Origin of the sequence: Variovorax sp. MHTC-1 (assembly GCF_003984645.1) — a bacterium.
GTDB lineage: Bacteria > Pseudomonadota > Gammaproteobacteria > Burkholderiales > Burkholderiaceae_C > Variovorax.
Window position 1 is genome coordinate 341,430 of the sequence record NZ_RWKI01000005.1, and the last position, 13,964, is coordinate 355,393.

Consider the following 13,964-nt stretch of genomic DNA (forward strand, 5'->3'; position numbering starts at 1 on the left):
TCAGCTCTTGCGGCCCCAGCCGGAGAACACGCGGCCGAGCAGGCCGCCGCGCCGCGATTCGTTCGCCGCCGGCACCGCGGCCATGTCGAGCGCCGTGCCTGCAGCGGCCGAGGCCAGCTGCCCCAGGCCTTCGAACACGTAGCGGCGCGGTTCCACGCGGAAGCCCATCACCTGTTCGGCTTGCTGGATCACGCGCATCGCGAGCAGCGAGTCGCCGCCGAGGTCGAAGAAGTTGTCGTTGGCGCGGATGTCGTTGACGTCGATGCTGAGCGCGCTGGCCCAGATCTGCGCCAGCTTCGCCTGCTCCGGCAACAGCAGCACCTGCGCCTGCGGCGGCCGCGCGGCCACGGTCTGCGCGGCGGTGGGCGCCGGCGCCTCGTCGGCCGCGAGCCGCTGCAGGTAGACCGCGCTTGCCGAGCCGGCCGGCGCCGCGATGGCTTCCAGCGTGGCGTCCGGCTGCTGCGCGACCAGGCGCAGCAGCTCGAGATAGCGCTCCATGAAGGCGGCGCCGGTCTCGCGCTTGTAGATGTCGGCGTTGTAGACCACCGCGCCTTCGAGGCCGTTGGGCTTGTCCATCAGCCAGATGCCGAGATCGTCGGTCGCGCCGCGCTGCGGCAGATGCATCTGGCGGTGCTGGAGTCCGCCGATGTCGCGCGGCCGCTCGCGCGCGTCCTGGAACGAGAACAGGGCCTGGTAGAGCCCCACGCCCTGCGCGCGCTCCACGAATTCGGGCTCGCTGACCAGGCGCTCGAAGGGGATCTGCTGGTGGCTCATCACTGCGATCAGCTCCTGCTTCACGTAGCGCATGAACTCGCCGAAGCGCAGCGAGCGGTCGATCTGGAAGGACAGCGGCAGCACGTTGTTGAAGAAGCCCATCACCGGCTCGAGCTCGGGCGTCTCGCGGCCGCGCACCGGCGTGGCGATGACGATCGAGCGGCTGTCGACGATGCTGCTCATCATGAGAATATAGACGCCCAGGGTCAGCATGTTGAGCGTGACGTCGTGGCGCTGGCCGGTCTCGCGCAGCCGCTCGGTGAGCGCCTTGTCGACATTGATCCAGTGCGCGCCGCCCTGGCCGCTCATGCCCGCGCGGCGCGGCATGTCGGTGCGCGGCGCCTTCGGCGTCGGCGAGTTCGCGAAACGGTCCTTCCAGTAGCGCAACTGGAGCTCGGCCTCGGGCTCAGTGAGCCAGCGCGCATACCAGTCGGCATAGTCGCCGTGGGTCACGGCCAGCTCGGGCAGTCCGTGCGCCTCGCCGCGCACCAGCGCGCCATAGACGGTGGACAGCTCGCTCTGCAGGATGTCGAAGGACCAGCCGTCCCAGATCAGGTGGTGCGGCACGAAGACGAAGGCGTGGTCCTCGGCCGAGATCCTGTAGAGCGCCGCGTGGAACATCGGCGCGCGATGAATGTCGATCGGGCGATCGGCCATCTCGTGCATGCGCTCGGTCAGCTCGGCTTCGCGCTGGTCCTCCGGCAGATCGCCGAGATCGAACACCGGGAGCTCGTAGGCCACGTCCTTCGCGATCAACGCAGCCGGCGCGCCGGTGGCGGGATCGGTGCCGATCGCGGTGCGCAGCGAGGGCTGCCGCTCGATGATCGTGCGCAGCGCCGCATTGAACTTCTCGACGTCCAGCGGCCCGCCGAGCCGGTGCGCGGACGGGGCGTTGTAGGTCGGACGCCCGGGATGCAGCTCTTCCACGAAACGGATGCGCTCCTGCATCGGCGTGAGCTGTGCGCTACTGCGGTCCGCGACATGCGCGATCGGCGCGCTGCGCGGCGCGTTGCTGCCGTCGAGGCCTTCGATCGCAGCGGCCAGCCGTTCGGCCGTCGGCGCCTCGAACAGCATGCGCAGCGGCACCGTGAGCTCGAACTCGCGGCTCAGCAGGGTCGCGAGCCGCGCCGCGAGCAGCGAATGGCCGCCCAGCGAGAAGAAGTCGTCGCGGATGCCGAGGCCGGGCAGGTTGAGCACGCGCTCCATCGTTTCCATCACGATGCGTTCGCGCTCGTTGCGCGGCGCCAGCCGCTCGCTCGTCTCTTGCCGCGTCGCGCTGGGCTTGGGCAGCGCCTTGCGGTCCACCTTGCCGTTGGGCAGCAGCGGAATGGCGTCGAGGCCGACCACGTGCTGCGGCACCATGTACTGCGGCAGGCGGCAGCGCAAATGACGATCGAGCGCGGCCAGGTCGACCGTGGCGCCCGGCGAGGGCGCGAGGTAGGCCACCAGGCGCACGTCGCCCGGCTGGTCTTCGCGCGTGACGACGACGCTGCGCGCGACGCCTGGCGCCTCGTTGCAGCGCGCCTCGATCTCGCCGAGTTCGATGCGGTAGCCGCGCACCTTGACCTGGAAGTCGAAGCGGCCCATGTGCTCCAGCAGGCCGTCGTTGCGCCAGCGGCCGCGGTCGCCGCTGCGGTAGATCAGCGTTTCGACGCCGTCGATGGCGGTCGTCACGAATCGCTCGGCCGTAAGCTCGGGCCGGTCGAGGTAGCCCAGCGTCACGCCCATGCCGCTGATGCAGATCTCGCCCGGCACGCCGATCGGGCAGGGCTCGAGGTTGCCGTCGAGGATCCAGACGCCGGTGTTGGCCATCGGCCGGCCGATGGAGACGCCGCGCGCCGCGACGATCGGGCGCTCCATGCGCCAGACGGTCGACCACACGGTGGTTTCCGTCGGTCCGTAGAGGTTCCAGAGTTCGCTCGTGCGGTCCATCAGATCCAGCGAGAGATCCGCGGGCACCGGCTCGGCGCCGATCCAGGCGCGAAAGCCGCGCGGGCCCGACCACTCGGCATCGAGCAGCAGCCGCCACATGCCGGGTGTAGCCTGCAGGATGGTGATGGCTTCCGACTCCAGCAGCGCTCGCAGCCGGTTGCCGTCCATCGCGACCTCGCGCTGCACGATCACGATCTCGGCGCCCGCCGCCAGCGGCAGCATCACCTCGGGCACCGCCATGTCGAAGGACAGCGTGGTCACCGCGGCCATGCGGTCGCCCGCACCGATGCCCGGCTGGCGCTGCATGGTCTGCATCAGGTTCGCCACCGCGCGGTGCGGCACGCACACGCCCTTGGGTTTGCCGGTCGATCCGGAGGTGTAGATGACGTAGGCGGTGTCTTCGCCCTGCGCATCTTGGGCCCCGGGCGGGAGCGGCGTGGGCGCTTCGTTCTGCCAGGCGGTGTCCAGGTCGAGCATCAGCACGCGGTCGGCCGCGTCTTCGCGCCACGTCCTCGGCGCCGCGGCGATCGAGGAGGCGGTCAGCAGCAGCCCGAGCTTCGCATCCTCGGCGTAGTAGTCCAGGCGCGCCTGGGGGAAGGCGGGGTCGAGCGGCACGTAGGCGGCGCCGCTCTTGAGCACCGCGAGCAGGGCCACGAACATGTCGAAGCCGCGGTCCAGGCACAGGCCGACGCGTTCGCCGCGGCCCATGCCGCGCGCACGCAGCGCATGGGCCAATCGGTTCGAGCGTTCGTCGAGTTCGCGGTAGCTCATGCGCCTGGCGCCGTCGCGCAAAGCCGGCTGCGCGGGCTGAGTCGCCGCGTGCGTCATGAAGCCGGCATGCATCAGCGGCGCGCCTTCCAATGGCGTCGGCGCCGGCTGCAGCGTCGTGAGGGCGTGCGCTTCGGCGGGCGACAGCAGCGCGAGCTTGCCGACCGGCTGGGCCGGATTGCGCACCACGGCGCGCAGCAAGCTTTCGTACATGCCGAGCCAGCGGCGCACGGTCGCATCGTCGTAGAGGTCGGCGTTGTACTGCGCCTCCATCTGCATGCCGCCTACCACGGGCGTCACGTTGAGGAAGAGTTCGAAGTTCTCGTAGCGGCGCGCGATGGTGCTCTGCTCGACCTGCAGGTCGGGAAAATTGCCCTCGTTGGGCGCGGCATCGCGGTCCACGTTGAACAGCACGTTCACCAGCGGCAGGCGGCTGGGGTCGCGCGGCACGGGCAGCTTCTTGAGCAGCGCGCCGTAGGTCAGGGTCTGGTGCTCGAAGGCGTCGAGCAGGGCGCTTCCGGCCTGGCGCGCCAGCGCATTGAAGGGCGCCTGGGTGTCGACCGCCACGCGGATCGGCAGCAGGTTGACGCAGTGGCCCACCAGCGAGGGCATGTCGCTGGGCATCTGGCCCGCGGCCGCGATGCCGATCACCAGGTCGTCATGCGCCGTCAGGCGGTGCAGGGTAGCGGCGAAGGCGCTGAACATGGTCGCGAACAGGCTGGTGCCCGAAACGGCGCCGACCTTGCGCAGGCCGTCGATGAGGTCCTGGCTCAAGACGTGATCGATGCGGTAGGCATTGAAGGTGCGCACCGCCGGCCGCGGGCGGTCCAGCGGCAGCTCCAGCACCGGCAGGCTGCCGCCCGCGAAGCGCGAGAGCCAGTAGCCGACGTGGGCGTCCATCTCGGGGCTGTTCGCCTCTTGGGCCTCCCAGGCGGCGTAGTCGGAATACTGGGCCGCCGGCTCCAATGCCGGACCGGCGCCGATCTGTTCGGCATAGAGGCTGCCGAGGTCCTGGCTGATCACGCCCCAGGACCAGCCGTCGCAGATCGCGTGGTGCGCGCTCATCACGAGCACGTGGTCGATCGGCGACAGCCGGTAGAGCGCGGCCCTGAAGAGCGGGCCCTGCTCGAGGTGGAACGGCTCGAGCACGGCGGCCACGCCGTCTTCCTCGAGCCTGCGCTTCTGCGCCGCCGCATCGAGCGCGCCGAGATCGTATTCGGCCATGTGGACCGGCGCGGCCTCGCCGATCAGCAACTGCGCGCCGTCGGGCGAGATGGTGGCGCGAAGCGATTCGTGGCGCGCGACCAGCCGGTCGAGCGCGCTGGCGAGCGCTCGCGTGTCCAGCGTGCCCTTGAGCCGCAGCCGGAGCGTCTCGTTGTAGGCCAGCGAGGCTTCCGGACTCAGGCGATCGCCGAGCCAGACTTCGCGCTGCGCCTCGGTGGTCGAGACGACGCGCTCGATCAGGCCCGAGGCGAAGGGATCGAACTCCTCGGCGGCGTCCTCGGCGGACAGGGTGGCGACTGCATCGATCATGCTTTGTACTTCGTGAATTTGCCTTGGGCGTTCGGATCGGGCACAAACCACGCGGGTTGGCCGTCCTTGTCGCGGCCGAGCCGCGCGTCGGGTGCGGGCGGATGCGAGGGGTCGAGCACCGTCTTGGGCGCGGCGCGGCGCGGCAGCAGCTCGGCTTCCTGCATCTCGGCAATCGATTCCTTGAAGGCCGACTTGATGGTCGCGATGTCCTGCTGCGAATGCGCGGCCGTCATGAAGCAGGGGAAGTTGTCGAGGATGTGCACCCCGCGGCTGCGCATCATCGCGAACAGCAGGTCCTGCAGCGGATGGTCTTCGAGCCAGCTGACGCGCCACAGCGAGGAGAAGTAGCGGATCTCGACCGGCGCGCCGACCTCGCGGCAGAAGGCCGAGAGCTCGTCGGCCATGGCCGCGGTATGCAGGTTCAGCTGTGTCTGCAGCTTGTTGTTGTCCGCCTTCAGGTGTTCGAGCGCGGCCTTGGCGGCGGCCAGCGCGAGCGGATGCCGCACGAAGGTGCCGGCGAAGTAGGTGACGCCCACCGTGGGCACGGAGTCGTCGCCGTACTGCCAGGGACCGCCGTCGAGCGCATCCATGTACTGCCGCCTGCCCGCGATCACGCCCACGGGCATGCCGCCGCCCAGCACCTTGCCGTAGGTGGCGAGGTCGGCGCGAATGCCGAACAGCGCCTGCGCGCCGCCCAGGTCGCAGCGGAAGCCGGTGATGACCTCGTCGAAGATCAGGCAGGTGTCGGACTTCTCGGTGATCGCGCGCACCTCGCGCAGGAAATCGCGCGGCTGGAAGTCGGGCCGGCGGCTCTGCACCGGCTCGACCAGCACGGCAGCCAGGTCCTCGGCATTGGCGCGGATGAACTCGAGCGCCTCGGGCGTGCCGTAGTCCAGCACGCGAATGTCGCCGAACATGCCCTGCAGCACGCCGGGTGCGGCCGACATGCCCTTGGCATTGCGGCCCGCGCGCACCAGCACCTCGTCGAAGGTGCCGTGGTAGGAGCCGGTGAAGAGCACCACGGTGCTGCGGCCGGTGACGGTGCGCGCGATGCGCAGCGCCGCCATCACCGCCTCGGAACCGGTGTTGCACAGGCCGGCGCGGTCGAATCCGGTGAGCTCGCACAAGAGCCGGGTCACGTCGGCGGCCAGCGGATGCTGCGGGCCGATCTCGTAGCCCAGGTCGAGCTGCTTCTTCACCGCCTCGTTGATGAAGTCGGGCGTCCAGCCGAAGAGATTCATGCCGAAGCCGTTGAGCGTGTCGACGTACTCGTTGCCGTCGATGTCCCACATGCGCGAGCCTTTGGAGCGCTCGATGACGATCTGGTAGGTGATTTCCTTGGTCGCGGGCCGGAAGCCGTTGACCACGCGCGGGTCGGCCATGTGCGAGCGGTTGTGCTCGGTGAAAGCCTTGCTCTTCCGGGTGCGCTCGACATAGCGGCGCATGAAGGCCGCCAGCCGCGCCTTCTGGCGCTCGGTCGGCTCCTTGCTCTGCGTGTGGATGCGCGCGATGGCGCCGAAGGCTTTCTTGACGTCGTACGTCGGCGCGGCGGGCGGCTCCTCGGCGGCAGCCGGCTCGGGGGTGTTGGACGCCGTGGCCGCGGCGGTGGCCATGGGCGTGGGTTGCTCCACCGCCGGCGCCGGCAGCACAGGGCTGACCGGAACCGTCGGGGCCGCCGACAGCAATGCGAGTTGCTGTTGCATCAATTGCATCTGTTGTGCGATGACCTGCTGCACCAGGCTGCCGCTGGCGTCCGTCACGACCGCCGCGGGCTGCATGGCCGGCAGTGCGGCAAGCGCCGGTTGCTGCGGCACGGCAGCGGGCATTGCCGGCGGCACGACCGCTGCGGCCGTGTCCGGCGGCAGCGTCGCATCGAGGAACTCGGCCAGCGCGTCGAAGCTGCGATAGCTCTCCATCAGCTGCCGGAAGGTCAGGTTCACCTTGAAGGTCTTCTTGACCTGCAGCGCGGCCTGCGTGAGCGTGAGCGAGTCGAGCCCGATCTCGACGAAGGGCGCGGCGCCGTCGACGTCGGCCATGTCGGCGCCCGAGAGGTTCTCGAACAGCTCGCGCAGGCGCGTGACGAGGGAGGCGCGCCGCGCGGGCGGTGCGGAAGTGGCGGCAGCAGCAGCGACGGTCATTGTCAACTCCGGAATCGATGGGGTCTGTGGGGGCACGGATGCGGCAACGGCGAGCGCGGGCGCGGGCGCAGGTGCAGCTGCGATAGGCGTCGAAGCGATGTCGACCCAGAAGCGCTTGCGCTCGAAGGGATAGGTGGGCAGGCGCACGCGCTGCTTGCGTGCGCGCGCGTCGAGGGCCGCCAGGTCGATCTCGACGCCCTGGGCCCAGAGCCGGCCGGCGCCGAGCCGCCAGGCGGCGCTCTCACTGCCCGGCTGGTCGGCGAGCAGCGAGGCCGCCGGCGCGGGCAGGGCCTTGGAGGCGTGCTGGCGCACCAGGGTGGCCAGCGTGTTGCGCGGGCCGATCTCGACGAAGAGCGGGTGCGCGAGCTGGGCCAGCACCTCGCGCACGGCGGGCGAGAAGCGCACCGTCTCGCGCAGATGGCGCGCCCAATAGCGCGGGTCGGTCGCTTCCTCGGCGCTCAGCAGGCGGCCGGTGAGGGTCGAGTAGATCGGCAGCGCCGGCGGAGCGAGCGGCGTCTCGCGCACCAGCGCCTCGAAGGGCGCGACTGCCGCATCCATCATCGCGGAGTGAAAGGCATGCGAAGTCGAAAGCGTCCTGGCGACGATGCCCTTGGCTTCGAGCTCGGCGCGCAGCCTCTCGATGGCATCGCTCGGCCCTGCCGCCACGCAGACCGCCGGGCCGTTGTCGGCCGCGAGCGAAATCCCTTCGGGCAGGAGCGGCTGCAGCTCGGCCGCCGGCAGGCGCACCGAGAGCATGGTGCCGGCGGGCAATTCCTGCATCAGCGCACCGCGCCGCGCAACCAGGCGGGCCGCATCTTCCAGCCGCATCACGCCGGCCAGCACGGCGGCGGCGAACTCGCCGACGCTGTGGCCGATCATCGCGGCCGGCTTTACGTCGAGCGCCATGAGCTGGCGCGCCAGCGCGTATTCGAGCGCGAAGGTGGCGGGCTGCGTGACCGAGGTCGGCGCCAGCGCGGCAGTATCGTCCGAGAACATGCGCTCGCGCAGATCGAAGCCGAGCACGCCCTCGAAAGCCTGCAGGCATTCGTCGAAGGCGGCGCGGAAGACGCCATCGCCGGCATACAGCGTGCGCCCCATGCCGGCGTACTGCGCGCCTTGGCCGGGGAACATGAAGACCGCTTGCGGTACCCAGGCGTTGACTGCGGCGCCGGCACGGGCGGCCGAGTCGGCGCTGCGCAATGCCGCGACCGCTTCGTCGATGGACTCGGCAACCACGCAGGCGCGCTGTGCGAACTGCTTGCGTCCCACGCGCAGCGTGTGGGCGACGTCGGCCAGCGAGAGTTCGCGGTGCGCGTCGAGGTGATCGGCCAGCCGGGCGGCGGCGGCGGCGAGCGCAGCCGGCGTCCGCGCGGAGAGCGTGAGCAGCTGCGGGCCGCTCGCCGGATCGGAAGGCGCGGTGGGCGGCGCTTCCTCGACGATCACGTGCGCATTCGTGCCGCCGACGCCGAAGCTGCTGACGCCGGCGCGTCGCGGCGCGCCCTCGCGCGGCCAGGGGCGAAGCTGGCTGTTCACGCGGAAGGGCGTGGCGTCGAAATCGATCGCCGGATTCGGCGCCTCGTAGTGCAGGCTGGCCGGGATCGCCTCGCAGTGCAGGGCGAGAGCGGTCTTGATGAGCCCGGCCGCGCCCGCGGCGGTGACCATGTGCCCGACATTGCTCTTCAGCGAGCCGATGGTGCAGAAACCGGTGTCGGCGGTGTGCGCGGCATAGGCGCGCGCGAGGCCCTCGACCTCGATCGGATCGCCCATCGGCGTCGCCGTGCCGTGCGTCTCGACGTAGGAGATGCTGCGCGCCTCCACGCCGGCCGAGGCCAGGGCCGCTTCGATCACCGCGGCCTGGCCGTCCACGCTGGGTGCGGTGAAGCTGGCCTTGGCGCCGCCGTCGTTGTTGATGGCCGCGCCGCGCAGCACCGCGTAGATGGTGTCGCCGTCGGCGATCGCATCGGAGAGCCGCTTGAGCAATACCACCGTCGCGCCGTCGCTGAACACCGTGCCCTTGGCCCGGGCATCGAAGCTGCGCGTATGGCCGTCGGGCGACAGCATCGAGCCTTCGTTGTAGAGATAGCCGCTCTTCGGCGGGCATGTGACGGAGGCGCCGCCCGCCAGCGCCATGCGGCACTGGCCGGTGCGCAGTGCGAAGAAGGCCTGGGCGATCGCCACCAGCGAGGTCGAGCAGGCGGTGTGCACGCTCACTGCCGGGCCGGTGAGGTTGAGCTTGTTCGCCACGCGGGTGGTGATGTAGTCCTTCTCGTTGGCCAGCATGACCTGGAACTCGCCCACCATCTCGACCAGGTCGGGCCGGGTCGAGACGTGGCGCTGGAAGTAGCTGGCGTTGTACATGCCGCCGTACACGCCGACCGGGCCGGGCGCCTGGTCGGGCACGTAGCCGGCGCGTTCCAGGCATTCCCAGCAGATCTCGAGGAACACGCGCTGCTGCGGGTCCATCAGCTCCGCTTCCTTCGGATTGATGCCGAAGAAAGCGGCGTCGAACTGATCGATGCCGTCGATCACGCCGCGGGCGCGCACGTAGAGCGGGTCGGCACGCAGCGCGGCGCTGACGCCGGCGTCCAGCGTCGCGTCGTCGAAGAAGCTGATCGATTCGCGGCCGGCCATCAGGTTGTCCCAGAACTGCTCGACGTCCGCCGCGCCCGGGAAGCGGCCGGCCATGGCGATCAGCGCCACCGATTCCATGTCGCTGCCGCTTGCCGGCTTCGCCGCGACGGCGCGTTCACGCTGCGGCGGCGCGGGTTCGTCGTGCTGCGCCTGCATGTCGGCGGCCAGGGCGGCGGGCGTCGGCTGGCGGAAGAACAGGTTGGTCGAGAGGCGGCGTTCGCTGCCCTGCTGCAGATCGCGCAGCACCCGCAGCACCAGCAGTGAATCGCCGCCTAGGTCGAAGAAGTTGTCGCTGCGGCCGACCTGGTCGAGGCCGAGCGCGCGCGCGAAGGCGGCGCAGACGCGGCGTTCCGCATCGTCGCGCGCTTCCTCGAAAGGCTGCGCGAGTTCGGGCCGCTGCCGCGGCGGCTCGGGCAGCGCCCGGCGGTCCAGCTTGCCGTTGGTCGTGACCGGCAGTTGCTCGAGCCAGACCTGCGCCGCCGGCAGCATGGCGTCGGGCAGGCGGTCGGCGAGATGCTGGCGCAGCAGGCTCCACGGCAGCTCGGCGCCGCGCGCCACGAGGTAGGCCACGAGACGCAGCCGGCCGCCCGCGTCCGCGCGCGGCACGACCGCGCAGGACTTGATGCCGGGATGGGCGAGCAGCGCGGCCTCGACCTCGCCGATTTCGATGCGATGGCCGCGGATCTTCACCTGGCCATCGATGCGGCCGATGTATTCGATCGTGCCGTCGGGGAGCCAGCGAGCCTGGTCGCCCGTGCGGTAGAGGCGCTCGCCGGGCGCGCCGAAGGGATCGGCCACGAAGCGTTCGGCGCTCAGGTCGGGGCGCTGCAGGTAGCCGCGCGCCAGGCCGCGTCCGCCGATGCAGAGCTCGCCGACCAGGCCGGCGGGCAGCATCGCCATCGAGGGGCTCAGCACGCGCAGCACGGTGTCGTTGATCGGGCGGCCGATGGGTACGGAGCGCGCGTCGGCCGGCAGGTCCTGTGGAATGCGGTGCGTGGCCGCGAATGTCGTGCACTCGGTCGGCCCGTAGCCGTTGATCAGCGCGAGCCCAGGCAGTGCGGCCAGCGCGCGCCGCACATGCGGCACCGACAGCGCCTCGCCGCCGGTGAGCAGCTGGCGCAGGCCCGCCAGTTGCGCGGGATCGTCGTCGACCACGGCATTGAACAGGCCGGCGGTGAGCCAGGCGGTCTTCACCGAATGCTGGGCGATGGTGCGCGCGAGCCCGCCACCCGTGGGCACCTTCTCGTCATGCACCACGCAGATGCCGCCGTTGAGCAGCGGGCCCCAGATCTCCAGCGTCGAGGCATCGAAGCCCAGCGGCGCCGCATGCAGCATGGCCTCGCCCGGACGGAGCTCGACATAGTGCGCGCCGATCACGAGGCGCAGGATCGAGCGATGGCAGATCTCGATGCCCTTGGGCGTGCCGGTCGAGCCCGAGGTGTACATCACATAGGCCAGCGATTCGCCGCCGGCCGCGGCCGGTGCGAGCGGCGGCAATGCGGCATCCTGGCCTGCGTCGTCGTCGATGGACAGCAGCGGCCGCTCGCTCGGCACCAGTTGCCGGTACGCGGCCTGCGTCACGACCAGCCGGACGACGGAATCCGAGAGCATGAACGCGATGCGCTCGGCCGGGAAATCGGGTTGCACCGGCACGTAGACCGCCCCGGCCTTCAAGATGCCGAGCAGCGCGACCACGGCCGTGCTCGAGCGATCGAGCATCACGCCCACGGTGTCGCCGGCACGGATGCCGCGCGCCTGCAGCCGGCGCGCCAGCAACTCGGCGCGCGCGGCCAGCTCGCGGTAGCTCAGCGCGCCCTCGACGCCCACCAGCGCGATCGCATCGGGCCGTGCGGCGGCCTGGCGGTCGAAGGCGGCATGGACGGTCAGCGCCGCGTCGCAGGCCGAGGCTGCGCTGTTCCATGTCTCCAGTTGGCGCTGGCTGTCGATGGCCGGCAGCGTGCGGATCTCGCGCAGGCTTGCCGCGGGGCGATCGAGCAGATCCGCGGCGGTATCGGCGATGGCCAGCAGCAGGCCGACCTCGATCGCGCTGTCCATCAGCGACGCGGCGGCAGCCAGCCGGAGCGTCGCCGGCCGGCCCGCGGGCGCATGGAATTCCAGCTGAAGCGAAGGCGCGTCGGCCTGGTCGGCGCTCGCGCCGTCACGAAGCCAGAGCGCGAAAGGGGACGGCGATCCGGCTGTCGAGGCGACGACGCTGTGGCGGCGTGCGCTGTCGACCGTGGCCAGCCATTGCTGCGCTGTCGCGCTGTCGTCGCAGTTCAGGACGATGCCGGGACCCGGTGCCTCGTGAAACTCCACCACGGCCAAGCCTAGCCAGCGGGATTGAAGCAGGATCCATGAAGCGGCGAAGAGCGTGTCCGGCAGAAGGCCGGACGCCTGGGCCTGCCCGGCCCAACGGGTCGCGAGTGTCGGCGGGATATCGAGGCTGGAGACTTGCACCGCGGCTTGGCCCGCTGCGCCGGCACGGGGGACGAACAGGTCCGCCAGCGAAAGCGTCGCCTCGGTCGAAGAATTGGCTTCTGGTCCTTGTTCCATGAACTGGTGGTTCCGCTGTTCGCCCTGTTGCTTCACTGCCTTGTGTTGCCGGCCTGGATGTATCTATTGTGAGTAACTACAAAGCATTCACTCCATGGGCCCGATATTGCCCTTCGGCGGCGCGTCGCGCTACCGTACGAACGGCTATCTGGCCAGCCTATGTCGTTTGGACGCTCTGCAACACTCGACGCATTTGGTTGCGAGCGGCGTAGGACGTCGCGGACACGATTGTGCCCCCCTTTTTACATTTTGAATACAAAGGAAGTACAAGAAGCGCCATGCGGATGGCGTTAACCAATAGAAAAGTTCTATTTTTGCGGAACAGGCTGCTCAGGCCGCGGCCTCGTCGAGAAAGCCCTCGCTCAGGTGCCCCGTATCGCCCCAGCCCACGAGCGTGAAGCCCTGGGGCGTCCAGAGGAGACGGTTGATGGCGGCATTGCCGAGGTGCCAGGTGCGCGGCGCCTGCAGCTCTTGCCCGGTGGCCGCGCGGTAGAGAACATCCATCACGCCGCCGTGCGCCACCATCACCACCAGTTCACCCGGGTGCCGGGCCGCGAGCTCCGCGGCCACGCCGGTCACGCGCTCCCGGAAGGTCAGCAGCGACTCGCCACCATCCGGTGCGAAGGCCGGGTCGCGGGTGCGCCAGAGCCGGGCCTGTTCGGGGAGCGTCGAATCGATATCCGCGAAGGTACGGCCTTCGAAGTGGCCGAAGGCCCGTTCGCGCAGCCCCGGCTCCGCCTTGACCTCGATGGCGCGCGGCCGTGCGATTTCGAGTGCGGTTTGCCACGCGCGCGCGAGGTCGCTGGCGTAGATGGCGGCGATGGGTTCTTCCGCGAGTGCCTGCCCAACGCGCCGGGCCTGCCAAAGTCCCGTGTCGTTGAGGGCGATGTCGAGCTGCCCCTGGATGCGAGTGTCGACATTCCAGGCGGTTTCGCCGTGGCGCACGGCAATCAGGCGGGTGACCTCCATCCGGGGCGATTCTAGTTTTTCGCGGTCGAGACCTCGATGTCCACGCGGCGCTCGCCCTTCGGCGGATTCGGAAAGCCCTGCAAGGCAGCCTGGAACATCACCGGCAGCACCGTCGCGCTGGCCGTGTAGGGGCCGTCGTTGCGCGCATGGGTTTCATACACGACGCGGTTGGACGGCAGTTCGCGCAGCACGATGCTGACCTCGCGCGCATACCAGGGGTTCGAGGCTGGCGGGAAGGCCGGTCCGTACCAGCCGCCGCCGTACCAGCCCCGGCCGTACCAGGGTGAGCCGTACCAGGGCGAGCCGTAGCGGCCGTAGCGGTAGGGCCCCCACGGCCCGCCGCCGTAGAACCAGGGGTCCGCCCAGGGGGAGCGCTCGGCCGTCACGCGGGCGCCGATCTGCGCCGTGTAGCGTGGGTTGGAATCGTCGCGGCGCAGGCCGACGCGTTCGAGCGCGGCGCCTGCCATCGCTTCGAGCTGAAGCTGCGAAGCCTCGCTGGCCTGCTGCGAGGGCAGGCGTTCGAAGCGGTAGGTGGCGCCGGCCGGAACGGCGCTGATGCTGGAGAAGCTTTTCACCTCGCTGTCGACCACCCAGCGGGTGGCGCAGCCGGTGAGGCCGACGGTCAGCACAAGGGCGGCGAGCGCAAGTTTCATGCGGATCTCCTGG

The 13,964-nt window shown here is 70.2% G+C and carries 4 protein-coding genes; all 4 read right to left on the bottom strand.

The annotated features are described in order from the left end of the window. Entirely contained in the window at positions 1–5,007 is a 5,007-nt protein-coding gene (locus tag EJI01_RS11535; RefSeq protein WP_126837242.1) for a non-ribosomal peptide synthetase, read from the bottom strand. Next, complete coding sequence (locus tag EJI01_RS11540; RefSeq protein WP_126837243.1) at positions 5,004–12,329, bottom strand: polyketide synthase; 7,326 nt, start codon at positions 12,327–12,329, stop codon at positions 5,004–5,006. Before EJI01_RS11540 ends, EJI01_RS11535 begins: the two co-directional genes overlap by 4 nt. A gap of 330 nt (positions 12,330–12,659) precedes the next feature. Next, on the bottom strand, positions 12,660–13,298 hold the full coding sequence (locus EJI01_RS11545; RefSeq protein WP_126837244.1) for a histidine phosphatase family protein: 639 nt from the start codon (positions 13,296–13,298) through the stop codon (positions 12,660–12,662). A gap of 11 nt (positions 13,299–13,309) precedes the next feature. Next, positions 13,310–13,951 carry a DUF4136 domain-containing protein gene (locus EJI01_RS11550; protein ID WP_126837245.1) on the bottom strand — a complete coding sequence of 214 codons (642 nt, stop codon included), beginning with the start codon at positions 13,949–13,951 and terminating at the stop codon, positions 13,310–13,312. Between the last annotated feature and the right edge of the window lie 13 nt (positions 13,952–13,964).

Coding starts and splice junctions, on each gene's coding strand:
- EJI01_RS11540 (WP_126837243.1), bottom strand. CDS start 12,329: ATGGAACAAGGACCAGAAGCCAATTCTTCGACCGAGGCGACGCTTTCG.
- EJI01_RS11550 (WP_126837245.1), bottom strand. CDS start 13,951: ATGAAACTTGCGCTCGCCGCCCTTGTGCTGACCGTCGGCCTCACCGGC.
- EJI01_RS11545 (WP_126837244.1), bottom strand. CDS start 13,298: ATGGAGGTCACCCGCCTGATTGCCGTGCGCCACGGCGAAACCGCCTGG.
- EJI01_RS11535 (WP_126837242.1), bottom strand. CDS start 5,007: ATGATCGATGCAGTCGCCACCCTGTCCGCCGAGGACGCCGCCGAGGAG.